This is a genomic window from Hymenobacter sedentarius (assembly GCF_001507645.1).
Classification (GTDB): Bacteria; Bacteroidota; Bacteroidia; order Cytophagales; family Hymenobacteraceae; genus Hymenobacter; species Hymenobacter sedentarius.
Window position 1 is genome coordinate 2,842,411 of sequence record NZ_CP013909.1, and the last position, 23,451, is coordinate 2,865,861.

The following is a 23,451-nucleotide window of genomic DNA, read 5'->3' on the forward strand; positions in this document are numbered from 1 at the left end:
AAAACCGTGTGTTTGGGCATTAGGGCAAATCGTAGGATACCCCCAGCAGCGCCGTGCCCCCGAAGAGGTGGCGCGGGTAGAAGGCTGTGGCCTGCCGGGCCAGGGGTGTGAGCAGGTAGGTGGCCGTAGGCTGGGCCAGCAGCTCCCACCGGCCGGTGAGGCGGTAGCGCACTTCGGCCCCCAGGCTCGCGCCCAGGCTCACGCGCCGGTAGGGGCTGCCCGTGAGGCCCCAGGTCTGGGTTTGGCAGGCGCAGCTGCTCCCCTCGGTGCTGCTGCCGCCCAGGTAAATGGCGGCATCGGCTCCGGCCAGCACGCCCACCCGCCAGCGCCCGGCCGGGGCCCAGGTGTAGCCCACCCGCACCGGCACCGTGGCAAAGCGGTACGCATCGCGCCGATGAAGGCTGGTGGTGTTGCTGGAGTCCGGCCCGGCCGACCCCGCTTTGACGGTGTAGGTGGCGTGTACTTGCTGGAGCGTCAGCCGGGTCGCGTATTCGGCATAGCCCAGGCCGGCGCTCAGGCTCCAGTGCTCGGAGAGCGTGCGCCGGACGCTTACCTGGGCGCCCCCGCCCAGCGCGGGCCGTTCCAGTTCGGCCACCGTGTTGGGCGATGCAACAGGGTAGGAGGCGCCGGGCACGGCGCTGACATATGGCCCGCCCGTGGCGTTGCCCGCAGCTGGCGCGCCCCGCAGGTAACGGTACGTGAAGGCAGGGCCCGCCGTGGCCTGCACCGACCACCGGGCCAGTACGGGTACGGGGGGTAGCAGTTGCTCTACCGCCACCGGTTGAGGGGCGGCGGGCTGGGGCCACGCCGCCAGCTGCAGCTCAACCAGCCGGCTCAAGATGTTGATTTCGCCAGCCCCCTTGCTTGTGGTAGATTCCAGCGCATTGCCGCTGGCAGTAGTTGAGCTGGCAGCCACGCCATTGAGCTGGTTCTGAGCTAGCTCCACTTGAGCTGCTACAACTGCTGAAGAAGCTGAGTTAGAAGTTGGAGCTGCGGGGCTGGCTCCGGCCTGCAGGTTTTCGGTAAGCTTGCGGCTACGCTTGGAGACAGCGGAAGCAAGTTGAGCTACAATGGTATTTGCTTGAGCTGGCTTCCGCTCGACACTACGGCTTCTATTAGGGCCACTGTTCCGAGCAAATGGCTGGCGCGGTTTATTAGATTCATTGCCAGACGCTACCAAAAGGCCATTTACGCTCGCCAGCTTTGCTGGGCGGGCTGATGCCGCGGCGGACTGGGCAATGCGCCGCGTACGCCCGCGTCGTACTTTGCTAGTATGCCTAGCAGTACTAGAAACTGCTGCATCTTGAGAAAGGCTCTTTTCGGTAACAACGGCCCAGGAAGCAGGGGCGGGCGCAGCTGCTGGCTGGCTCAAGTCCGCAACTTTAGAGCGGTTTTGGGGCGTGGTCGTAGTAGCGGTGTTGGGCTGCTTTGCCTTCGAAGAAGCCGTGTTTAGGCCAGCGCCTGTGCCGGTAGTGGGGCTAGTGGCCGGGGTGCCTTCAACCTCAGCAGGCAGTTGGCTCGAAGCAGAAGTAGCTAGTGAGGCGTCAGCTGCTGAGCCGGATGGGTGGCGGCCCTGCCACCAAAACCAGCCGGCTCCACTGCCGATGGTGAGCAGCAAGACCAGCAGGGCCACGGGCGCCCGCCGCCGCCGGCGCCGCAGCTGCGGCTGGGCCACCGGCGGGGGCAGCTGCGCTCGAATGCCGGCCCATAGCTGCGCAGGCGGCTCCTGGCCGTAGTCGGCCAGGCGGTCGCGCAAGGCATCGTATAAGTCGTCGGGTTCGCGGTCGGTCATGGCAATTGCGGGTGATGATGGGCCGCCAGGCGGGTTTCGAGCAGCCGACGGGCCCGGGCCAGCTGCGATTTGGAAGTGCCTTCGGCGATGCCCAGCAGCTCGCCGATTTCTTGGTGGGAGTAGCCCTCCACGGCGTAGAGGTTGAGCACGGTGCGGTAGCCGGGCGGCAGGGTAGCCAGCAGGGCCAGCAGGTCGTCGGCCGCCAGCTGCTCCAGAGCCGATGGCTCGGCCGTAGGCAGGTCGGCCGCCAGCTCGTCGAGCGTATCGCCGGCCGGGCCGGGGTGGCGCAGGCGGTGTTGCTCCACGGCGTGCAGCGAAGTGGTCACGGCAATGCGCCGGGCCCAAGCCTCAAAGGGACCCTGGCCCCGGTATTGGTCGAGGCGGGTGAATATTTTGACGAACGTGTTTTGCAGCGCGTCTTCCGCTTCCGTCCGGGAAGGGCAGTAGCGCAGGCACACGCCCATCAAGCCGTAGGCCAGCTTTTGGTAGAGCCGGTGCTGCGCCGCCGATTCGCCGCGCCGGCACGCCGCCAGCAGGGCCACATCGACGGGGGCAACGGGAGGCGGCATAGGAGAACGTTGGTAGGAAAGGCAGGCTGTACGGGTCCCGCCTTGTACACCCCTGACCGGCGAGTGGCCGGCACGGTTGCGCGGGCTCTAAGGTATTTTGAAAATAGTTTGAGCGGGGCAGTAGCCGCGGGCCCGCCGCCAGGCCGTATCCTTGCCGAATAAATGCCCACCGCCCAGCCCGGGCTGCTCAATCCCACTTAAACCACCATGCCCGCCATTCCCTATTTCCACGTCGATGCCTTCGCCCAGAAAGCCTTTGCCGGCAACCCCGCCGGCGTGTGCCCCCTGCAAACCTGGCTGCCCACGGAGCTGATGCAGCACATCGCGGCCGAGAACAACCTGGCCGAAACGGCGTTCATCGTGCCCCGGGTTGGCTCGGCCAGCGAGTACGACATCCGCTGGTTTACGCCGGCCGTTGAAATTGACTTGTGCGGCCACGCCACCCTGGCCTCGGCCCACGTGCTGTTTGCCCACCTCGGCTTTGCGGGGGCCAAAGTGGTGTTCCACAGCCAAAGTGGTCCGCTGGAAGTTTCGCGGGAAGCCGATGGGCGCCTCACACTGGACTTCCCTTCGCGCCCGCCCCAGCCGCTGGCCGTGCACCCCACGGGCCTGGTAGATGGCCTGCGGGCCACGCCCTCGCATGTGCTGGCCTCGCGCGACTTGCTGGCCGTATTCGGCTCCGAAGCCGAAGTGCGCGCCCTGAAACCCGACTATGCCCGCATCGGTGCGCTCGAATACGTGGGCGTCATCGCCACGGCCCCGGGCAGCAATGGCGTCGATTTCGTATCGCGCTTTTTTGCGCCCCGCGTGGGCGTGCCCGAAGACCCAGTCACGGGCTCGGCGCACAGCACTCTAATTCCGTATTGGGCTGAAAAACTGGGCAAGACCGAGCTGCGCGCCCGGCAGATTTCGCCTCGTGGTGGCGAGCTCTGGTGTCGCCTACGCGATGACCGGGTGGACATCAGCGGCTATGCCGTAACCTATTCGACCGGGGAAATCATGGTGGGGTAATTTTCTAAATCGCCTGTCATGCAGAGCGCAGCGAAGCATCTTGTCAGGTCAGCACAAGTCGTTGAGCCGTGAGAAGATGCTTCGCTGCGCTCTGCATGACAAGCCGGATTAAGAGAAATACCCCCGCTACCCTGTAATGCCTTCGGGTTAATACCAAATCCTCGCCTTAAACCGTTTTCTTGGCAGTTGTCTTCTTCGTGGTCGTGCTAGCGCCCAGCCGCTCCGGGTTTTCGGCCAGGAATTTTCCCCAGCTTTTTCCCCCACTGGCACCGGCGGCGTTGCCTTTCTGGTAATGGTGGCACAGGGCCACCGACAGCGCATCGGTAGCGTCCAGAAACTTAGAGGCTTCGGCAATGGGCGGCAACGTAAGCGTCTGGCGGAGCATGTGGGCCACCTGCTCCTTGGTGGCCGAGCCCGAGCCCGTAACGGACTGCTTCACTTTGGTGGGCGCGTACTCCACGTAGGGAATCTGGCGGCTGAGAGCAGCGGCAATGGCCACGCCCTGAGCCCGGCCCAACTTGAGCATGCTCTGCACGTTGACCCCAAAAAACGGGGCCTCGATGGCCAGCTCGTCGGGGAGGTACTCGTCGATGAGCTCCAGCATGCGGTCGAAAATCCGCTTTAGCTTTACGGCGTGATTCGACCCCAGCGCCTTCATATTGATAACGTCGTAGCACAGCACGTCGACCCGCTGGCCACGCACCTCAATCAGGGCGTAGCCCATAATCTGGGTGCCGGGGTCGACGCCCATGATGATTTTGGGCAGCAGCTCGACAGCAGGAGCGGGGCGGGGGCGAAGGGGGGCAGCCAAAGTAGCGGTGGTAGGGAGCAAAAAGCGGGAAGCCCGGAATGGACAGCAGCCAGTGGGCTTCCTTTGCAAAGCTACGACGCGGGCAAGGCGTGCGGCCCCACGCCGGCTGCTTTACCCAGCACAAGCGCAAAGCAGCCCGAAAAAGGTCCCGGCAAACGCAAATGGCGCCGCCTCGTGTTTTGGGGCAAAGTGCTGGTCACGCTGCTCACGCTGGGCCTGCTGTACAACTCCATCTTTGCCGCTCCCGATACCTCGGCGGCCTGGCGCACGCTGCTGGCCACCACCCTGAGCGGGGCCGGGCGTGTGCCCGTACTGCTGGCCCTGGCCCTGGTGCCCGTCAATTGGGGTCTGGAGGCCTGGAAGTGGCACCGGCTGGCCCGGCACCTGGAGCCCGTCACGTTCGGCCGCAGCTTCCGGGCGGTACTGGTGGGCCTCACCCTGGGCTTTGCCACCCCCAACCGCGTGGGCGACTACGCGGGCCGCATTATTGAGCTGAAAAGCCGCCGGGTGAGTGCGCTCGGGGCCGTGTTTCTGGGGCGCTACTGCCAGCTGGTGGCCACGGTGCTGGCGGGCGTGGCGGGGCTGCTCTACTTTTTGCTCACGTTTTACTTGAAGGGCTACCCGGCCGCCGGACTGGGCGTGGTGGCATCGGCGCTGCTGCTGAGCGGGCTGGTGCTGGTGCCGCTGTATCGGTCGCGGCTGTTGCTGGCGGCGTTGGGGTTGTGGCGGCCGCTGCGGCGGTTTCGGCCGGCTCTGGCCATCATGCCCACCTACCCGGCGCGGGCGCTGCACGCGGTGCTGGCCATTTCGGGGCTGCGCTACGCCGTGTTCTGCGGGCAGTTTCTGCTACTTCTGATGGCCTACGGCGTGGGCTCGCCGCTGGGGCCGGGGCTGGCGGCGGTGGCCGGTACTTTTTTGCTCAAGTCCCTGGTGCCATCGCTCAATGCGCTGGCCGATGTGGGCGTGCGGGAGCTGTCGGCTACGCACCTTTTTGGGCTGCTGGGCCAGCCGGCCTTGCCGGTGCTCAGCGCCAGCCTGAGTTTGTGGGTCATCAACATCGCCCTGCCGAGCGCCGCCGGCTTGCTGCTGGTGCCTGGCCTGCGGGTGCTGCGCGAAAAGCGTAGTAACCGATGATAGCAGCAGGAATTGCGCTGCTGGCTTTGCCCCTGGCATACGCCGGCCTCATGGGCTGGCTACGAGGCGGCTGGAATATAAATGAAGAATTAAGAATGGAGAATGAAGAATTAGTAAGGAGGAGTGAGGAATGCAGAAGTAGCCCAACGAGCAATTCCTCATTCTTCATTCCTCATTCTTCATTGACTTTCTCCATTCTCATCGCGGCCCGCAACGAAGCCGAAACCCTGCCCCAACTCCTGCGGGATTTGGCCGCCCAAACGCTGCCGGCCGCTTGCTTCGAAGTCCTGATTGCCGACGACCACTCCACTGATGCCACGGCGGCGCTAGTCTCGGCCGCGGCTCAGGAAACGGGCCTAGCGCTGCGACTGGTGTCGCTGCCGGCCGCCCAAACGGGTAAAAAAGCTGCTCTGTTTGCGGCTTTCCAAGCGGCCAAGGCGCCCTGGCTTGTGTGCACCGACGCCGACTGCCGGGTGGGACCGGGCTGGCTGGCGGCCTACGCGGCGCAGTTAGAGCGCGCGCCCCAGGCCAATTTCATCAGCGGGCCGGTGCTGCTCACGGGGCCGGCTACGTTCCTTCACTTGCTGGTTGGGCTGGAATTTGCGGGCCTGGTGGGGGTGGGCGGGGCCTGCATCTCGCGCCAGCAGCCTACCATGTGCAACGGTGCCAACCTGGCCTATCGCCGTAGCGCCTTCGAGGCCGTGGGCGGTTTCGTGGATAACGCCCACGTAGCCAGCGGCGACGATGAGTTTCTGCTGCACAAAATACACGCGGCCTTCCCCGGTACGGTGTATTTCCTAGCCGATGAAAAAGCCATTGTGCGCACGGCCGCTCCCCGTACCTTACCCACGCTGCTACGGCAACGGGTGCGATGGGCCAGCAAGTGGCGGCACTACCAAAGCCACGCGCCGCGCCGCCTGGCCGTGCTGGTGCTCGGGGCCAACGTGGCCCTGGCCGCCGGAGCAGGAGTGGGGCTGGCCTGGCCGGCGCTCTGGCCGTGGGTGCTGGCGGCGTGGGTTATCAAGCTCGGAGCCGATGCCTGGTTTCTGAGCCCAGTGCTAGCCTTTTTCGGGCAGCGAAAGTGGCTGTGGGGACTGCTGCCGCTGCAGGTGCTGTACGCGCCGTATGCGCTGGCCGTGGGCGTGGCCGGCTGGCGCGGCGGGTATGAGTGGAAGGGGAGGGCAGTGCGGTAAATCGAAATTTACTTCCACTGGCTAATTCAAGTATTTGCAGAAATCGGCTCGTTTTAAAGGATGGGTTTATTTTAACTGTTACACTCTGCCTACCAATAAAGCAATGCCTTCCTGCTTATGAGCCATTGTTTTTAGTTGCTTGTAAAAGTTGTCAATGGCATTTGGCTCAACTATTAGCTCCAACGCAAGCTTTGATTTTTCTTCCTTCCTGTAGGCGGTTGATACGTTTTCTTCCAGTTGTATAAAAACTCCAATCAATCCGCCGCCTATAGGGTAGAACCTCATTGAGCAATAGGCATAACCGTCTTTTGCTCCAGCCTGATGAAATATTGAAGCTTCTTTGTCTGGGAAATCGACTAGTTTATTGGCTAAGTCGCTGAGCGATTCACTTGTGTCGTAAGCTTGAGTAGTGCCTTTGAAAAAAGCGTTGCTGGCGGTAAATTCAACTTCAAGAATATGTTCGTCTTTCCATACGACCTCCATTCTTAGAAATATTTCTTGTGGATACACCATACTTTAAATCTCTGGTAAAAAGTCAAGCAGTTCCCTGTATTAAAGTGAAGGCTGATAAATAGTAGTAAGCTTCACACTCCTTTGCGTAAGTGAATGTAGGGTTTCGCAATTCAAGCTGCCTTTGCCGCCTGCCCGCCTTACATTTGCCTAACTACCTCCTCACGCCATTTTTCCGTGACTGACCCCGAATTCGACTTGCTCGACGAGCTGTACTTCGTCACCCCGTTTCGCACGCTGCTCCAGAAAACGGGCTTGCCCGCCCCTGAGCTGGAAAGCCAGCTGCGCAACTTGCTGGAGCAGGGCCTCATCCGCAGCTACTGGCCCGATGTGGATACGGAGCTGGCCTACGAAACCACTTCGTTTGGCGCCATTGCCCGCGACGCTTCCTACCTGGCCTCCAAGGAGGGCCTGCTGAAGCACAACCCCCGCTAATAGTGGCAACAGCAGTTTCGAGCGCACCTGTGGCCGCGGCCGCCCAGGCCAGTGCCGTGGCCCGGCCGCCGGGCTACTACGTGCGCCAGCGCCTGTGGCAAAACCGGCCCGCCGTGGCCGGCCTGGCCTTTATTGCCCTGTGCACGCTGGTGGCGCTGCTGGGCTACTGGGTGCTGCCCGACAACTCGCCCAACGCCAACCACGGCTTCGTCCAGATTCAAAAGGAGCGGCCCGTGCTGCACGTGCTGCTGCTCCGCCAGCCCCTGCCCGATTCGGCCCGCAACGGCCAGGGCGCCGATAACATCTTCAGCACCTGGCTGCACGGCCGCGAGCCCGACGTGCAGGAAACACCCATTGGTGGCTACGAATTTTCGGGCGACTCCATTATCCTGAAACCCCGAGGCGTGCATTCGGCCGAAGCCGGCCGGCTGCGCCGCCTGGCGCTGGCCACCGTGGTGGGCCACCCCGGCCCCCGGGCCGAGCTGCAGCGTGAGGTGCAGCAACACCACCTAATCAACCGCACCTACCTGCTAGGCACCGACAAGGCCGGGCGCGACGAGTTGAGCCGCCTGCTGCTGGGCACGCGCATTTCCCTGGGAATTGGGCTGGTGGCAGTGCTTATTTCGCTGGTGCTGGGCATGGCGGTGGGCGCGGTGGCCGGTTATTTCGGCGGCTGGGTCGATTCGGTTTTGCTGGGCGTGATGACCGTGGTGTGGAGTATTCCGGGCATCATGCTGGTCATTGCCATTTCGCTGGCCTTGGATAGCAAAGGCGTGTGGGTCAGCTTTGTGGCCGTGGGCCTTACCATGTGGGTCGACGTGGCCCGCGTGGTGCGCGGCCAGATGCTGAGCCTGCGCTCGGCCACGTATGTCGAGGCCGGCCGGGTCCTGGGCCTGCCCACCTCGCGGCTCATTGCCCAGCACTTGCTGCCCAACATGCGCGGCCCGCTCATTGTGCTGGCCACCAGTAACTTTGCGGCGGCTATTCTGCTCGAAGCCGGCCTGAGCTTTCTGGGCCTGGGCGTGCAGCCCCCCGCGCCCAGCTGGGGGCTCATGGTGAAGGAAGGCTACGACCTGCTGGGCACCGAGGCCGGCTTGTGGCTCACGCTTCTCCCGGGTGCGGCCATCTCGCTGCTCGTGCTCAGCTTCAACCTGCTCGGTAACGGCCTGCGCGATGCCTACGACCCCAAAACCCCGGTGGCCGGTTAAATTTGTGCCAATGGCGCGTGTTTCCTTCGCCTTGCTTACCTTGCTGTATGCCCTCTGCGTCTTCAATTTCTTCTGCTGAGCCGTTAGCCGACCCCGTTGAGAGCCAGGCAACGCATGGCGAGCAGCTCAAGCAGCTGCGGCGGCAGCTGCTGCTCAAGCAGTTCGAGTTGGATACCGTGCTGGGTATTGCGCACGACATGACGGCGCGCGACCACACCGTCGACGAGCTCTACCACATGCTGCGCCTCACCCTGCAGGGCCAGCGCAACGTGGTGCAGCTCCTGATGTTTGCCCTTGAAGACGAAGGTTTTCGGGTGCGCATTGCCCTGGGCTGCGACATGGCCGAGGCCGAAAAGCTCACGCTCTCGCAGCACCTCATAGAAGGCGGCGTCACGCAGCCCCAGGCCGTGGAAGACCTGCACCTGCCCCCGGCCTGGGACCGGTACGAGCTGGTAATCCCCATCATGCGGCAGAAGCAGGTGGCCGCGTACGTGTTTGTGGGTGGCCTGCGCACCGATTTTGACCGCCAGCAGCTCATTCCCTTCCTGGGCTCGCTAACCAATACGCTGATTGGGGCCGTGGAAAACCACCGCCTGCAAGCGCAGCGCGTGGCCGATGCGGCCGTGCGCAAGGAAATTGAAATTGCGCAGGAGGTGCAGGCCATGCTCTTCCCGCGCAACCTGCCCAACGACAGCCACCTGGCCATTGAGCGCAGCTACGTGCCCCACACCGAAATCGGCGGCGATTACTACGACGTGGTCGAAATCGACGAGCACCGCCTGCTGCTGTGCGTGGCCGACGTGAGCGGCAAAGGCGTGCCGGCCTCGCTGCTGATGTCGAACTTCCAGGCGGGGCTGCGCACGCTGCTGCGCCAGGGCGTGGAGCTGGCCACCATTGTGCCCGAGCTCAACCACTTGCTGTTTCGCAACTCTGGCGGCGAGAAATTTATCACGGCCTTTCTGGGCATTTACGACCGGCGCACCCGCCGCTTGCACTACGTAAACGCCGGCCACAACGACCCCCTGCTCATCACCGACAACGCGGCCGTTCAGACCCTGAAGCACGGCACCGTCATGCTCGGCATCATGGAAGAGCTGCCCTTGCTGCGCGTGGGCGAAATCCACATTCCAGCCCAATCCCTGCTGCTGCTCTACACCGACGGCCTCACCGAAGTGTTTGATGCCGAGGGCAATGAGTTTGGCGAAGAAGGCGTGCTCTCCGTGCTGCAGCGCAACCGCTACCTGCCGCTGCCCAAGCTGCACCAGGAGCTCCTGAGCAGCATCAATGCCTTCAGCGACCACAACGCGCAATTCGCCGACGATGTGACGATTCTGAGCTGCCGGTTTAAGTAATGTAGTTTACGTTGTGGGGTAGTTGGCCTTCGCTGCAAAGCAGCGCAGTTGAGGGATTTAGCATGCCGTTGCAGCAGCAATGTTGGCCCGGGCCGTGGCTCCGCTTTGCCCTTTGTTTTTGTCAATTGGAAACAACAGCATTTCTATATTTGATTGTCACTAGCCGGCTTGTCAAAATCAACCGTCTAGCGGTGCTGCGCCCCAGCTGCTACCTCCACCCGTCATGAACGTACGCCTCCTCGCTACGCCCTTCGTAGCCACTGCTTTGTTAGAGCAGATTCATAGTTAATGTACGTGATAACCGCAATGGTGAAACCAGCCGTGCGCATCTTGCGCCGTGACCCAGTCCAGGGCCGTGCGCACCGCCTCCGTCAGGGCTTCCCGGGTGCGGGCCGCTGCGGCGCGCAAGTGGGTTTTGAGTTTGCTGAAGGCCAGTTCAATCGGGGTAAAATCGGGCGAGTAGGGCGGCAGAAACAGCAGTCGCGCCCCGCGGGCTTCCACCAATTCGGCCAAGCCCACGGCCTTGTGCACCCGCAGATTGTCGAGCACGACCACGTCCCCCGCTTGCAGCGTCGGCCCGAGCACCTGCTCGAGGTAGGCCGCGAAGCTGGCCGTGTTCACGGCCCCGTCCAGTTCCATCACGGCCGCCAGGCCTTGCGGGGTGAGCGCCGCCACGATGGTGACGTTGGGGCCGTTGTGCAGCGGCACGGCCGCGTCCACGCGCTGCCCGCCTGGGGCGCGGCCGTAACGGCGGGTATAGGTCAGGTTCACACTGGTCTCGTCCACGAACTTGAAACGGGTGACATCTTCGTGTTGCAGGGCTTCGATAAACTCGCGGCGCAGGGCCTTCACGCGCTCGGTATCGCGTTCGGCGGCGTGCAGACTCTTTTTTTGCGCCGCAGGTCCAGGTCTTGCAACGCCTGCCAGAGGCTGGTGCGGCCCACGGCCGGCACGCCGGCCGCCGCCAACTGCCGAGCCAGTTCCGCCAGCGTGGCATCGGGCCGGGCGGCCACGCTGGCGGCTAGCCGCTGGCGGGCAGCGGCATCCAAGCGCGGCAACGGTCCGCGTCGGCCCCCGGCCGGAGCCAGCGTTCCGGTCTGGCGCTGCCGGCGGCGCAGCTTCTCCACGAAGGAGAGCGACACACTAAACTGCTGGGCAACCGCTGCTAACGTAGCGCCCGGCCGCTGGCAAGCGGCGGCGATGCGCGCTCGCAAATCGAGGGAATAAGCTTTCATTCCCGTAAAATACGAAGCCCGTACATATTATTCGAAACTGCTCTAATGAGCGCCTCCGGTTGCTCGAAGAAAGAAGAGGCATCCCCAGCTCCCAATACGGGCAGTTTCCAGCTGGACGGCACCGCCATCAGCTGCCAAGCCAAAGCCACTCGCAGCGCGGGCAGTATTGGCGGCACGTTCTATGATTTCCTCGACCTCGACCTGACGCCGACTCCGGCCGCTGGGGGAGTGGGCCGGCTTCGCCTGAGTCTGTACAAAGTGCCCGGCTCCCCGGCCTCCACCTACTTGCTGCACAACCTGTTGGTCTACACCGGGTGCAATGGCTCGCCGTACAATTTTGCCGGCACGAGCTTCACGCTGACTCCTGCCGGCGAAGGAAGCTTTTCCGGTCGCTTCGCCGGGAAGGTCAGTGCCTCAAGTAGCTCAATTCCGGGCCCGTACACCACCATCACGAACGGCGTGTTCACCACGGTGCCGTTCTAACAGAAGCCTTACCGGGCGAGGGGTTGCCGAGAGAAAAACCGGTAGGGATTCCCTCATTTGCCTGAGCCACCGTTTACTTGAGCTCAAGTATTCGTGTTGTGCCTATGTATGTAAGACTTAGCTGCGTAGACTGCCCAGCCATGGGGAGCTATTGCCCGGCACGTTCGTGCGGGCCTTCCTCGGAACCAACCGCATCGCCCTGCCCACCCGGCCCGACAAAGCCGTGGTGCAGTACGACTCCGCGGCCTACATCTTCGTGGCCGCCGACTCGGCTACCAAGGCTGGTGCCGCCATCTACTGCTTGGTGCCCGTCACCCGGGGTGTAAGCGAGGACGGCTACATCGAAGTCCACTTGCCCGCCGCACCAGGCCTACCGTTGCGATTTTTCCATTGAAAGTGCGTATGCACTCCTTGGCCAGCTGAAGAATGCCGAAGCGGAAGAATAGCCAATCCACCCCATGCCCGACCCTTCATTCAATAACCTCAACGAGGAACTGAACACCGCCAAGCAGGTGGAACCCGAAAACGTGGGCGCCCTCACCCGCGCCCAGCTCACGCCCGAGGCCGCCACCAAGCCCGAAGGCCACGACGTGCCCGGCCACGACCACATGGAGCACGCGGGCTACAACCACCCCGCCGGCAAACGGGTGGCGGACAAAGGAAATGTCGCCAAAGAGGAGTCCGCCGACCATGACCACGGCAGCGGGGACGAACACGACCACGGCCCTGCCGGCACCAATCCCTACCTGGTGCCCGGCATCAGCTTGGTGCTCCTGCTGGTCGGCATAGCCCTGGACTACTACCAAGCGAGCTTCTTTACCGGCTATGTGCGCCCTGCCTGGTACGGCGTGGCCTACTTGCTGGTGGGCAGGAAGGTCATTCGCTCGGCCATCCAAAGCATCCCCAGCGGCAATATTTTCAATGAGTTTCTGCTCATGGGAATCGCCACCATTGGCGCGTTTGCCCTGGGCGAATACGCCGAAGGCGTGGCCGTCATGCTGTTCTACACCGTGGGCGAGCTGTTTCAAGACGCAGCCGTGAACCGCGCCAAGCGCAGCATCCAGGCCCTGCTCGAAATCCAGGCCACCGAAGTGGGCGTGTTGCGCGGCGGCCAGCGCCTCCTGCTCGACCCTAAAGAGGTAGTAGTAGGAGATGTCATCGAAGTAAAGCCCGGCGAGAAAGTGGCTCTCGACGGCACCCTGCAGTCCGAGCGCGGCACCTTCAACACGGCCGCCCTCACCGGCGAGTTTGTGCCCCAAACCAAACGGAAGGGCGAAACCGTGCTGGCCGGCATGATAAACCAGGATACGCTGAGCCAGATTGCCGTCACCGCCGCCTTTAAAGACACCAAGCTGAGCAAGATTCTGGCGATGGTGCAGGACGCGGTGGGCCGCAAAGCCAAGACCCAGCAGTTCATCACCACCTTCGCCCGCATCTACACGCCCATTGTGGTGGCCCTGGCGCTGCTGCTCACCTTCCTGCCCTATTTTTTCGTGGACGAGTACGTGTTCCGCGACTGGCTCTACCGGGCCTTGGTGTTCCTGGTGATTTCCTGCCCCTGCGCCCTGGTCATCAGCATTCCGTTGGGCTACTTCGGCGGCATCGGCGCGGCCTCCAAAGCGGGCGTGCTATTTAAGGGCTCCAATTTTCTCGACGTCCTGCGCGAGATTGACACCGTGGTGCTGGACAAAACCGGCACCCTCACCAAGGGCGTGTTCGCCGTGCAGCAGGTCGTCACTGCTCCCGGCCAGACCGAAGCCCGGTTCACGGCCCTGGCGGCGGCCCTCGAAGCTAAGTCCACGCACCCCATCGCCCAGGCGCTGGTGCAGCACGTGAAACCCACCGGCCCGGCCCTTGCCGTTGAAAACGTCGAGGAAATATCCGGCCAAGGCCTGCGCGGCCGCGTCGACGGCCAGGAAGTGCTGGCCGGCAACACCAAGCTGCTGAAGAAATTCAACGTCGCGTACCCCGCCGACATCGACCAGCTGGTTGACAGCATCGTGGTAGTCGCCGTGGGCAACCAATACGCCGGCTACCTCACCGTGGCCGACGAAATCAAAGAAGATGCCGCCCAGGCCGTGCGCGAGCTCAAAGCCCAGGGCATCAGCACCATCGTCATGCTCTCCGGCGATAAAGACAGCATAGTGCAGCGCGTGGCCCAGACCCTGGGCATCACCAAAGCCCACGGTGGGCTGCTGCCCGAGGACAAAGCCGCCCACGTCGAGCGGCTGAAGGCTGCCGGCCATCGCCTGGCCTTCGTGGGCGACGGCGTGAACGATGCCCCCGTGGTGGCGCTGGCCGAGGTCGGCATTGCCATGGGTGGCCTCGGCTCCGACGCCACCATCGAAACGGCCGACGTCGTCATCCAAACCGACCACCCCAGCAAGATTGCCACCGCCCGCCGCATCGCCGTGGCCACGCACGGCGTGGTTTGGCAGAACATCTGGCTGGCCTTCGCCGTGAAAGCCGTGGTGCTGGCCCTCGGCGCCGGCGGCCTAGCCACCATGTGGGAAGCTGTATTCGCCGATGTGGGCGTCGCCCTGCTCGCCATCCTTAACGCCGTGCGTATCCAACGCATGGACTTCACCTCCAAGTCATGAGCTACCACCTCGTACTCGCTGCGCTGCTCTTGGGTACCAGTCTGGCATTCACGGGCTGTAATTCCAAGCCCGACACCAACGCCCACAAGCAGGAGGCCCCCGCTGGCCAGCCCAAGCCTGCCCCCGTAGCCGCCCCGCCCAGCCTGCGCGACACCCTGCAGCGGCTGGCGCAGCAGCTCGACACCGTGCACCGCGACGGCTGTTGGGACGAGGACTTTGCCCGCCTCATGACCGTGCACCACGCCGGTGCCCAGCGCCTGGCCGCCGTGGAAATTGCCCAGGGCAAAGACGCCACGCTGCGCGACCTGGCCCAACACGTGCTCAATGGCCACGGGCGCGACAACCACGTCCTCACCCTGGCCCTCACCAGGCAGCCACCCAAGGGCCAGGAATACCGCCCCGGCAATACCAAGGACCCATTCGTGCGGCGCATTGCTGCGGCCCTGGCCCCCCTGCGCCAGCTGCCTCCCACTCCCGGCCCCTTAGATTCGGATTTTGCCACCCTGATGCAAGTGCACCACCAAACCGGCGTGGCCCTGGCCCAGGTGGAGCTGGCCTTCGGCAAAGACGCCGAGCTGAAAGAAGCCGCCCGCCGCATTGTCCGCGACGAGCAAGCCGAAATCAAGCAATACCAGCGCTGGCTGAAGGCCCAAGCGGCCGGCACCACCCGATAACTGTTTTCGCTTCTTCCCCATGACGACAGCACTTCCTGCCGTTTAAATGAACCCGTACACTCTTTACCTTTCCAACAGCGCTTGCCCGATGGCCGTCACGTCGTCGGCCGCATTGGAGAGAATGACCACGCCCAATTGCCGTTGCGCGTCGAAGCCGACAAACGAACTGGCCCCGCCCGTTCCGCGGAATGGTGCCAGTACGGCCGGTCGCGGCAACGGGCGATGCGCCCCAGCCCGAGGGCGTTGTCCGGGCTACGAAACGTTTCTTGGTGCGTGAGTTCGATGGCTTTGGCCAGGGACTTTCATGAGATGGCCCTGTTCCGCAATGAGAATAACCCCGGTCCAATCATTCGCCTCTATGCCGTGACCGTGAGGAATACGAACCGCTGGCAACAGATACCGCAGTACGGCGCGCTCATGCCTTACACCAAATACGGTGCTACGAAGGTGTTCTACTTCGCCAAGAGCGGGCCTTTCCCGACCTGCCTGCAGTTGAGCCAACCACATTTTTCGCCTGCCCTTAGCCGTTAATGTCTGGCCTCCTACAAGAAATGCCTAATGAGTAGGGTATCCTTTATTCGATACCTGCTAAAAATTAAAATAATGTTAATCAGGTGCTTGGATGAGATATGCCTTGGTGGCTAGGAAAACATAAGCCAGCAATTGAATCATGTACGTACATTTGATGTATGTACATCGAATAGCAACTCAAATCATCCCCATGAAAAAGCTCCTGATGCCCCTGCTGCTGGCCGCTACCGTTTTGTCTGCCACTGCTCACCCCACTACTAGCCCTGAGCCCACCACCCGCGTCGCTGCAACTGCGGCGGTAGCCTCCTACCAAGTGCAACCACAGCTGAGCACCATCGGCTGGACGGGCAAGAAAATAGGCGGCCAACACTCCGGCACCATCAACCTGAAAGGCGGCCAGGTGCTGGTGAAAGGCACGCAGATTACCGGCGGCACATTCGTCGTGGACATGACCTCCATCAAAAACACTGACCTCACGGACGCCGACTACAATGCCAAGCTGGTGGGCCACCTCAAATCGGACGATTTCTTCGGGGTTGAAAAGAACCCGACGGCCACCTTCGTCATCACCAGCATCAAACCCCTGAAGGGTGACGCCACCGGCAACAACGCCACCATCACCGGTAACCTGACCATCAAAGGCAAAACCAACCCGCTCAGCTTCCCGGCCAAAGTAGGCGTGAAAAACGGCGTGGCTGCTGCTTCCGGCACGGCCAGCATCGACCGCACCAAGTACGATGTTACGTTTGGCTCGACCTTGTTCGGCGCCGCAGCCGACAAAGCCGTTGATGACACCTTCGCGTTGAGCTTCAACGTCATTGCCAAAGCCAACGGCGTCGCCACGCGCTAATCCGCCCGCAACCGGGCCATCTGAGGCGCATTACGTCAGTAGCCTCCGGCACCACTCTTAACTACTTTCTTTCACCGATTTTCATTCTCCAGCCATGGAACCCCGTATTTTAGGTTTGCACCACATCACGGCCATCACCGACAGCGCCCAGCGCAACCTGGACTTCTACACCAAAGTCCTGGGCCAGCGCTTCGTGAAAAAGACCGTCAACTTCGACGACCCCGGCACCTATCACCTGTATTACGGGGACGAGGCCGGCTCGGCGGGCACCATCCTGACCTTCTTCCCCTGGGAAGGCATTGGACCGGGGCGTCGCGGCACGGGCCAAACCACCGAAATCGGCTACTCCGTGCCCGCGGGAAGCCTGGACTTCTGGCTTAAGCGCTTCCAGGACCACGGCATTACCTACAACAAGCCGAGCGAGAAGTTCGGCGAGCAGTACCTGACCGTGCTCGACCCCGATGGCCTGAAGCTGGAGCTGGTGGTGTCCAAGACGCCCGACCCGCGCACGCCCTGGACCACGGCCGAAGTGGGGGCCGACGTGGCCACCAAAGGCTTCCACCACATCACGCTGACGCTGGCCAACATCAAGGGCACGGCCGACGTGCTGACCGATATTTTCGGCTATAAGCTCAGCGACCAGCACGTGAACCGCTACCGCTTCGCCACCGACACCGTAGAAGGCGCCGCGCTCGTGGACCTGGTGGAAGTGCCCGGTGAACCGCGCGGCCATGTCGCGGCCGGCTCGGTGCACCACGTGGCCTTCCGCGTGAAGGACGATGCGGCCCACCTGCACTTTCGCCAGAAGATTGCCGCCAAGGGCTTCAACGTGACCCCGCAGATTGACCGCGACTACTTCCACGCCATCTACTTTCGTGAGCCGGGCGGGGTGCTGTTTGAAGTGGCCACCGACAACCCCGGCTTCACCGTAGACGAGCCCTTGGCTCAACTCGGCACCGGCCTGATGCTGCCCAAACAACACGAGCCGCTGCGCCCGCAGCTCGAAAAACGCCTGCCCAAACTCGTCCTCTAAGTCCGATGAACTACCAACCCCTGCACTATATCTATCAAGCGGCTACCTCTATCCCCACGGGGGTGACAGTGCTACTACTCCACGGCACCGGTGGCGACGAGCGCGACTTGCTGCCGCTGGCTCAGGGCTTCGGGCCCGGCGTGAACGTGCTGAGCGTGCGCGGCAACGTGTCGGAAGGCGGCATGCCCCGCTTCTTCCGCCGCCTGGGCATGGGCGTGTTCGACGAAGACGACGTGCGCTTCCGCACCCACGAGCTGGCCGCCTTCCTGGTGCAGGTCAGCCAGAAAGAGGGTTTTGATGCGACGCAGGTCGTGGCCGTGGGCTACTCCAACGGCGCCAACATTGCCGGCAGCCTGCTGCTGCTCTACCCTGAGCTGCTGGCCGGCGCCGTACTCTGGCGCCCCATGCAGCCGCTCACCCGCGACGTGCCGGCGGTACACACCACGCGCCGGCCCCCGGTGTTTTTCAACCCGGGCAGCCGGGACCCCACGGTGGACCCCGCAGCCACCGAGCGTTACGCGGCTTTGCTATCCGCAGCCGGCTTTCAGCTTACCCGCCAAGACACGCCCGCCGGCCACAACCTGACTCCAGCCGACGTGGATGGGGGCATCGCATGGTTTCGCCAGCACTTCGCTGCGCCGGCGGCCCCTAACCCTGCTCGCTAAGCCCCTGGGGTAGCGGAGAGCCAAGCTTTTCCTGCCCAAGCTTATGGGCGGACCGGAAGCCTATTACCTGGGTGTTGCTAACAGAGCGGCCGGGGGCAAGAGGCAAGAGCGCTACCTATGGAGAGTTGTGAGGAGTTCACGAAACTCATCTCCTAAGGGTATTTCGTGAACGGCGATTCATGAACCATTTTCTTGAACTCAATCTGTTCTGTAAAGTAGTGGCAGGGTGTACCAGCTCCACAAGAAGCGGTTCATTGAAACGAGGGTTAAGGTGCCTGGAGTTTTTCAAAATGCGTTAAGCACAAGCGTAACTCCTTTGCGGATTTTAATAACTGCCTCTCGACGTTTCCTTCTGGCTTAAATTGCCGAAAATGGCGCTGGTTTTCTTTCCAATTGGCTGGCCCCACGAGGGCACCCAGGGCTTGATTGAGGGCGTTTAAGTGGAGCGTTCGCCGCGGGTCATCGTAGCTCGGCAATTGCTGGTTCACCAACTGGAAAACGATAACTTGTAAGTAGTTCTCGAGGTTCTCGTAGGAAATGGAAATAATCTGCGCTGGGTTACGGTACTGCAGCTCATAAAAGACTGCGTCCCGGGCCGTCTCCTTCGAAAGCGTAAAGGCAAATTCCGGAATAAGAAAAGCGAAATACGCTTTGGCGGCCTCTAAATAGGTCTGTGCTGCAATCATAGACAAAGCCATTTCGGAGAGTTACAGCGATGACAACCTTGGTTAAAAACGAACCAAGCGAACACCTGATTTTTAACGGCCTTGAAGTTTAACCAAACGGCGGTATTTTCTTCTTTCTCGAACTGCCAACCGTTTAAATTGTCCAGCAGGGTCAAAAAATGCGGGGGCAAATGGGGAGCGCCCGAAGAAAAGTATCACGCTGGGAACAGCAGCGGGGCGGGTCGAAGCCCGCACGTATTCCAAGGCCTATTCGGTAAAACTTCTTCGGTAAGGGGATTTCTGGGGAGCTTAGTACGACAGCGTATCCATAATCAGCTATTCGCTTCATTACCATTAGCTAACCAGGATTTAGCCCGGATAAGTAGGGCCAGGCATACAAAAAATACTGACCCAATTTTGTCGGCTTCCACCAGCTCGTTGAGGGTGAGGTGGAAGATGATGATGACCAACGAGAGCGAGCTGGCCAGCACCACGCGGCGCACTTCGGGCTGGTGCTGGGCTCGGTGGTAGAGCCGCTCGGCCTGCAGCAACGCCGTGGAGATGAGGATGACGAACAGCAGAAACCCGGGGATGCCTTGCTCGGCTAGCTGCAGCAGGAAGTAGTTGTGGGTAGTCGATTTTTCGGGGTTGTCGCTCACGTAGGTGCGGAAGCTTTTCACGGTGTAGCGCTTGTATTCGGGGTAGAAGGTGGCGGCCCCGCTGCCCACTAGCGGCTTGTCGGCTATCATCCGGGCGGCCGCTATCCAGCGGTACACCCGTTCCATGCCCGACACGTCCTGCAGCTTGTAGGTGGCCTCGAGGTGCTTCTCGAAGTTATGGCCGTTGAACACGGTGTGCTCGTAGTCGGGCGCGTACTCCATGAAGTGGTATCCCCGGGCAAAGTAGCTCACCGCCACGGTGGCGCTCAGGGCCACGCCCAGCAGCAGCACCCGCGTGAGGCGCAGCCGCATTGCCACATAAAACAGCCCGGCAATGGGCAGCGACAGCATCGACGCGCGGGTATAAGAAGTGAACAGCCCAAAAAGCAAAACGCCCAGCACCACCCGCCAGGCCAGGCGGCGGCCGGCGGTGTGGGCCGCCCGCATGGCCAGCCACCCAAACGGCACCAGCAGCGCCAGCATGGTAGCGTAGATGACGTGGTTGCGGAAGAACGGGTGCACCGCCCAGTTGATGCCCTCGAAGCTGAAGCCTTTGGTGGCGTGGCGGCTGGCCACGTAAAGCACGCTCAGGCAGGCGCCGGTGGCATACAGGGCGGCAAAGCGCCAGGTGTCGTTGGGCCGCCGCACGATGAGCAGGGTGCCCAGCAAAAACGGCGTGATGTACCACACCTTCGCCAGCAAGTACTTCACGGACTTGACCTTGTCGACCGAAAAAACCGTGTCGGTGGCCGTCCACAAGAGCATCAGTGCCAGAATAATACCCAATGGGTGCAGCCATTCGCGGCGCGGCATGCGGCCGGTGCGCAGCAGCAGCGCCAGCCCCACGCAGGCCGTGAGGGCCAGCATCAGCGGCTCGGAGGGCACGTCCATGCTCAGGCCGCCAAACAAGCTTATTTCTTCGGAGAAAGGCAGCAGCAGAAACAGCAGGTAGTACAGGATGCGCCACTCCACCAGCGCCACCAGCGCGCCCACCGCCAGCAGCCCCGGCAGCAGCAGGGCCGGCTGCTGCCGGAGCGCCGCGGCCGCGCCGCCGGCCAGCAGCAGCAGCACAAGGCCCATGAAGAGCAGCTGCGGGCCCTCGAAAGACCGCCGCAGCCGGTGCAGCAGCTCGGTCACGGGCGGGTTCACGCCAGCTGGGCCACCCGGGGCCGGTTGTACCGGTACAGCTCCAGCAGCGCAATAAAGACCACCGACAGCACGAACGTGAGCAGCACCGAGCCCAGCACGATGAGTGAACGCACGGGCTTGGCCTTCTTGGTGGCTGGGTAGGCTTTCTGCACCAGGTACACGCTGGATATCCGACCTTTAATGCTCAGCTCGGCGGTTTCGTAGGCCGAGCGGGCCGCGATGAGGCGGGTTTGCAGGTCGGTGACGCGGGTGGTGAACATGGTCACCGAGTCGGTGCCCTGTACATAGTTTTCCAGGTTGAGCAGGTTGCCGCCATCGGCGCGGGTGAGGCCGCGCAGCACGCGCTTGAGCCCGGCCACGTCGCCGCCGCTGGCCTCGGCCTTGCGCAGCGCGGCCTCGGTTTCCACCAGCTGCTTGGCCAGGTAGCGGCCCTGCATCTCGAGGCCGTAGATGCCGTAGCGGCGGCGCGCGCCTACCAGCTCGCGGCGGCTGCGCTCGAAGCTGGTGCTCAGGTATTCGTAGCGCTGGCGGTAGAGGTCGAGCACGGTGCGGCGGTTTTCCAGGGTCAGCTGCTGGTTCACCGAGTCGATGACGTGCACCATGGCATTGGCCACGGCCGCCGCCAGGTTCTTGTCTTTGTCCATGAACGCCAGCTCAATGGCGTCGCGCTCGTTGTGCACGATGCTGAGGTTGCTGTTGAACTCGCTCAGCACGTAGTTGTCGCTGGCATCGTCGCCGGGCGTGCCGGCCTTGTAGTGCTTATAGAGGTCAAACTTGCGGATAATCTGCTCGGCCACCGGCTGCGACTCGCCGATGGTGATGGCGCGGTCCAGGTCTTCGGCCCGGCCGCCCAGCTCCAGCTTGCTGCGCACTTCCACGTTGTCCTCGAGCAGGCGGTCGGGGTCAGCCGTCTGCGGGTTGGTGGGGATGAAGATGGCCGTGGAGCGGTAAAAGTTGGGCAGCAGCAGCGCCACCACAATGCTCACCAGTGCGGCCAACGCCACGGCCCCAGCCACGAAGTACTTCCAGCGGTTGATAATGGGGCCCAGGCCCACCAGCGAGAAAGAAGGTGCAGACATACAATGAAGAAAGCCGCTTGCCCCGTCCGCCTAAATTATTGGGCGCGGAGCGGGGGAGGGGCGAGCAAAGATAGCCGGAAAAAGGCCCCGTGCGCCCCCATGCGCGGCTGGCCCGACGCGGTGCGTAGCTTTGCGATTCTGGCGCACGGCGCAGGTTATTTTCTCTCGGTTTTAGCACCCTCGTCGGCATCAAACGGTTTTTTGGCAATATCAGCTTCGTCGTCCTGCTCAACCTGCTGGTAAAACCCGGCTGGGTGGTGGTTGAAAACCTGGTGCAGGACCGGCTCGGCCATGCCACGTTTGGCCTTATCACGGCGCTATCGGCCCTCACACTGGTGGTGGCCGCCCTGTCCGACCTCGGCCTCACGCCCTACTCCGTGCAGCGCGTGGCCGCCGAGCCCACCTTCATGGCCGAGACCTTTCCCACGCTGCTGCCCCTGCGCGGCGCCCTCAACGCCGTGGCGCTGGCCGCCATGCTGGGCGTGGGCTGGGTGCTGGGCTACCGCGGCTCGGAGTTGGTGCTGCTGGCCGCCATCGGTATTGCACTGCTGCTCACGCAGTACGGGCAGTTTCTGAGGGGCACCCTGCAGGCCCACCAGAAGTTCAATACCGATGCGGTGCTCTCGGTAGTGGAGAAGTTTGTGCTGCTGGGCGCCGTGCTGGTGCTCCTGCCGGTGGGCCTCACGCTGCCGCGCTACGTGGGCGCGCGGCTGGGCGCGGCGGCCTTCACCACGGTGGTGCTCTATGGGTTGATGACGCGCCTGTTTGGCCGCGTAAAGTACCGCTGGCAGGGCCTTGTGGCCCGCACGGCCCTGCGCGCCAGCCTGCCCTTTGCCTTCATGACCCTGCTCTACGGCGTGAACGAGCGCATCGACATGGTGATGCTCGAGCGCCTGGCCTCGCCCACCGAGGCCGGCTACTACGCCGGCGCCTACCGCTGGGTCGATGCCGTGATGATGTACGCTTGGACGGTGCTGCCGCTGTTTTTTGCCAAGTTTGCCAGCGTGGCCCGCGATGCTTCGGCCCAACGCCAGCTGCTCTGGTTTGGGCAGCGCGTCCTCACCTTGCCCTTGCTGTTTGTGGTGGCCTTTGTGCTGTTTCGGGGCGAGGTGCTGTTCTGGCAGTTCAGCCACAGCACGCCCGCCGAGGTGGCCCGGATGACCTGGTGCCTGAAAATATTATTCATCAACGTGCTGGTGCACGCCTTTTTTGCCATCTACAGCACGCTGCTTACCAGCACCACCCACGAGCGGGCGGTTAGCTGGCTGGTGGCCGGCAGCATTTTCCTCAACATCGGCCTGAACCTGTTTTTGCTGCCCCGCTACGGCGCCGTGGCCGCCTCGCTCGATACCCTGCTGTGCGCGGCGGCCGTCTCGGTGGGCTACCTGGTGCTGGTGGCGCAGCGCACCGGCGTGGGCGTGCCGTTTCGGCTGCTGGCCCGGCTGTTGCTGGCCTTCGGGCTACTGTGCGGGAGTTGGTATATGCTGCAGTATGGCTTCAGCAAAGCCCTGAGCTGGTGGGTTGAAGCAGGAGTGATGGCCGTTGTGTTTGGGGTGATTGTGCTCGGAACAGGGCTGGTGCGCCGCAACGAAATCATGGCGTTGAAGCGGTAAGCACCGAACGACCAGCGTCCCCTCCTTGGTAAGGAGGGGACGCTGGCGCGACGCGCCAGCTGGGGTGGTTTGTTCGTTGTACGACACCCGAACGACTCGTACTGGAATCGTTCGCGTATCATTGGCTACGCCGTCCTTCGGTTCAACGCCCACAACCACCCCCGTCCGAACCTGCGGTTCGAACATCCACTCCTTAGCTT

The 23,451-nt window shown here is 62.7% G+C and carries 24 protein-coding genes; 15 read left to right on the plus strand and 9 right to left on the minus strand.

What is annotated here, in order from left to right:
* Positions 1 to 19: 19 nt before the first annotated feature.
* Both AUC43_RS20430 and AUC43_RS11650 read right to left on the minus strand, forming a co-directional pair.
* Positions 20 to 1,792, minus strand: coding sequence for an outer membrane beta-barrel protein (locus tag AUC43_RS20430; RefSeq protein WP_082685053.1), 1,773 nt, complete (start codon positions 1,790 to 1,792; stop codon positions 20 to 22).
* The gene (locus AUC43_RS11650) at positions 1,789 to 2,361 is read right to left on the minus strand and encodes an RNA polymerase sigma factor (protein ID WP_068193485.1); all 573 of its coding nucleotides are present in this window, start codon (positions 2,359 to 2,361) and stop codon (positions 1,789 to 1,791) included. The genes AUC43_RS20430 and AUC43_RS11650 overlap by 4 nt, the downstream gene beginning before the upstream one ends.
* 207 nt (positions 2,362 to 2,568) lie before the next feature.
* On the opposite strand from AUC43_RS11650, the gene AUC43_RS11655 reads away from it, so the two are divergent.
* Positions 2,569 to 3,372: a PhzF family phenazine biosynthesis protein gene (locus AUC43_RS11655; protein ID WP_068193488.1), complete on the plus strand. Its 804-nt coding sequence runs from the start codon at positions 2,569 to 2,571 to the stop codon at positions 3,370 to 3,372.
* Positions 3,373 to 3,538: 166 nt separating this feature from the next.
* Here AUC43_RS11655 and ruvC read toward each other — a convergent pair whose 3' ends face one another.
* Positions 3,539 to 4,123 (minus strand): crossover junction endodeoxyribonuclease RuvC, encoded by a 585-nt coding sequence (gene ruvC, locus AUC43_RS11660; RefSeq protein WP_068198540.1) that lies wholly within the window; start codon positions 4,121 to 4,123, stop codon positions 3,539 to 3,541.
* 123 nt (positions 4,124 to 4,246) lie between these two features.
* Here ruvC and AUC43_RS11665 point away from each other — a divergent pair, with 123 nt between their 5' ends.
* Together AUC43_RS11665 and AUC43_RS11670 are read left to right on the plus strand one after the other, a co-directional pair.
* Entirely contained in the window at positions 4,247 to 5,317 is a 1,071-nt protein-coding gene (locus AUC43_RS11665) for a lysylphosphatidylglycerol synthase transmembrane domain-containing protein (RefSeq protein WP_068193493.1), read from the plus strand.
* A 182-nt stretch (positions 5,318 to 5,499) separates the two neighbouring features.
* On the plus strand, positions 5,500 to 6,510 hold the full coding sequence (locus AUC43_RS11670; RefSeq protein ID WP_068193495.1) for a glycosyltransferase: 1,011 nt from the start codon (positions 5,500 to 5,502) through the stop codon (positions 6,508 to 6,510).
* Between the two features lie 78 nt (positions 6,511 to 6,588).
* Here AUC43_RS11670 and AUC43_RS11675 read toward each other — a convergent pair whose 3' ends face one another.
* Complete coding sequence (locus AUC43_RS11675; RefSeq protein ID WP_233253996.1) at positions 6,589 to 6,993, minus strand: hypothetical protein; 405 nt, start codon at positions 6,991 to 6,993, stop codon at positions 6,589 to 6,591.
* A 204-nt stretch (positions 6,994 to 7,197) separates the two neighbouring features.
* Between AUC43_RS11675 and AUC43_RS11680 the strand changes: the two genes are divergently transcribed.
* Genes AUC43_RS11680 through AUC43_RS11690 form a run of 3 tightly spaced genes read left to right on the plus strand, consistent with a single transcriptional unit; the run spans position 7,198 to position 10,015 of the window.
* The gene (locus AUC43_RS11680) at positions 7,198 to 7,455 is read left to right on the plus strand and encodes a hypothetical protein (RefSeq protein ID WP_068193501.1); all 258 of its coding nucleotides are present in this window, start codon (positions 7,198 to 7,200) and stop codon (positions 7,453 to 7,455) included.
* A 2-nt stretch (positions 7,456 to 7,457) separates the two neighbouring features.
* Positions 7,458 to 8,663 (plus strand): ABC transporter permease, encoded by a 1,206-nt coding sequence (locus AUC43_RS11685; protein ID WP_082685055.1) that lies wholly within the window; start codon positions 7,458 to 7,460, stop codon positions 8,661 to 8,663.
* Between the two features lie 47 nt (positions 8,664 to 8,710).
* Positions 8,711 to 10,015: a PP2C family protein-serine/threonine phosphatase gene (locus tag AUC43_RS11690; RefSeq protein WP_082685056.1), complete on the plus strand. Its 1,305-nt coding sequence runs from the start codon at positions 8,711 to 8,713 to the stop codon at positions 10,013 to 10,015.
* A gap of 285 nt (positions 10,016 to 10,300) precedes the next feature.
* Here the strand turns inward: AUC43_RS11690 and AUC43_RS11695 are convergent, their stop codons facing one another.
* Together AUC43_RS11695 and AUC43_RS11700 are read right to left on the minus strand one after the other, a co-directional pair.
* Positions 10,301 to 10,867, minus strand: coding sequence for an IS630 family transposase (locus tag AUC43_RS11695; RefSeq protein ID WP_233253997.1), 567 nt, complete (start codon positions 10,865 to 10,867; stop codon positions 10,301 to 10,303).
* Positions 10,864 to 11,250, minus strand: coding sequence for a COG3415 family protein (locus tag AUC43_RS11700; protein ID WP_068193510.1), 387 nt, complete (start codon positions 11,248 to 11,250; stop codon positions 10,864 to 10,866). The genes AUC43_RS11695 and AUC43_RS11700 overlap by 4 nt, the downstream gene beginning before the upstream one ends.
* A gap of 45 nt (positions 11,251 to 11,295) precedes the next feature.
* Here AUC43_RS11700 and AUC43_RS11705 point away from each other — a divergent pair, with 45 nt between their 5' ends.
* The 8 genes from AUC43_RS11705 (at position 11,296) to AUC43_RS11740 (ending at position 18,086) form a co-directional block, all read left to right on the plus strand.
* Positions 11,296 to 11,733: a hypothetical protein gene (locus tag AUC43_RS11705; protein ID WP_068193513.1), complete on the plus strand. Its 438-nt coding sequence runs from the start codon at positions 11,296 to 11,298 to the stop codon at positions 11,731 to 11,733.
* A 166-nt stretch (positions 11,734 to 11,899) separates the two neighbouring features.
* On the plus strand, positions 11,900 to 12,127 hold the full coding sequence (locus tag AUC43_RS11710; RefSeq protein ID WP_157781050.1) for a hypothetical protein: 228 nt from the start codon (positions 11,900 to 11,902) through the stop codon (positions 12,125 to 12,127).
* Between the two features lie 64 nt (positions 12,128 to 12,191).
* Entirely contained in the window at positions 12,192 to 14,333 is a 2,142-nt protein-coding gene (locus AUC43_RS11715; RefSeq protein WP_068193518.1) for a heavy metal translocating P-type ATPase, read from the plus strand.
* A complete protein-coding gene (locus AUC43_RS11720) occupies positions 14,330 to 15,007 on the plus strand; it encodes a DUF305 domain-containing protein (protein WP_068193521.1) in 678 nt (225 codons plus the stop codon). The genes AUC43_RS11715 and AUC43_RS11720 overlap by 4 nt, the downstream gene beginning before the upstream one ends.
* 309 nt (positions 15,008 to 15,316) lie before the next feature.
* Positions 15,317 to 15,538, plus strand: a complete 222-nt coding sequence (locus AUC43_RS21285) for a hypothetical protein (RefSeq protein ID WP_199243437.1) — start codon at positions 15,317 to 15,319, stop codon at positions 15,536 to 15,538.
* 190 nt (positions 15,539 to 15,728) lie between these two features.
* Positions 15,729 to 16,388 carry a YceI family protein gene (locus AUC43_RS11730; RefSeq protein WP_068193523.1) on the plus strand — a complete coding sequence of 220 codons (660 nt, stop codon included), beginning with the start codon at positions 15,729 to 15,731 and terminating at the stop codon, positions 16,386 to 16,388.
* Between the two features lie 94 nt (positions 16,389 to 16,482).
* The gene (locus tag AUC43_RS11735) at positions 16,483 to 17,421 is read left to right on the plus strand and encodes a ring-cleaving dioxygenase (protein WP_068193526.1); all 939 of its coding nucleotides are present in this window, start codon (positions 16,483 to 16,485) and stop codon (positions 17,419 to 17,421) included.
* A 5-nt stretch (positions 17,422 to 17,426) separates the two neighbouring features.
* A complete protein-coding gene (locus AUC43_RS11740) occupies positions 17,427 to 18,086 on the plus strand; it encodes an alpha/beta hydrolase (protein ID WP_068193529.1) in 660 nt (219 codons plus the stop codon).
* Positions 18,087 to 18,352: 266 nt separating this feature from the next.
* Here AUC43_RS11740 and AUC43_RS11745 read toward each other — a convergent pair whose 3' ends face one another.
* From AUC43_RS11745 to AUC43_RS11755, 3 genes are all read right to left on the minus strand, one after another.
* On the minus strand, positions 18,353 to 18,784 hold the full coding sequence (locus tag AUC43_RS11745; protein ID WP_068193532.1) for a hypothetical protein: 432 nt from the start codon (positions 18,782 to 18,784) through the stop codon (positions 18,353 to 18,355).
* 299 nt (positions 18,785 to 19,083) lie between these two features.
* Positions 19,084 to 20,559 carry an O-antigen ligase family protein gene (locus tag AUC43_RS11750; RefSeq protein ID WP_068193534.1) on the minus strand — a complete coding sequence of 492 codons (1,476 nt, stop codon included), beginning with the start codon at positions 20,557 to 20,559 and terminating at the stop codon, positions 19,084 to 19,086.
* Positions 20,556 to 21,638: a GumC domain-containing protein gene (locus tag AUC43_RS11755; protein ID WP_068193537.1), complete on the minus strand. Its 1,083-nt coding sequence runs from the start codon at positions 21,636 to 21,638 to the stop codon at positions 20,556 to 20,558. The genes AUC43_RS11750 and AUC43_RS11755 overlap by 4 nt, the downstream gene beginning before the upstream one ends.
* 209 nt (positions 21,639 to 21,847) lie before the next feature.
* Here AUC43_RS11755 and AUC43_RS11760 point away from each other — a divergent pair, with 209 nt between their 5' ends.
* Positions 21,848 to 23,251: an oligosaccharide flippase family protein gene (locus tag AUC43_RS11760; RefSeq protein WP_257721727.1), complete on the plus strand. Its 1,404-nt coding sequence runs from the start codon at positions 21,848 to 21,850 to the stop codon at positions 23,249 to 23,251.
* Positions 23,252 to 23,451 lie beyond the last annotated feature (200 nt).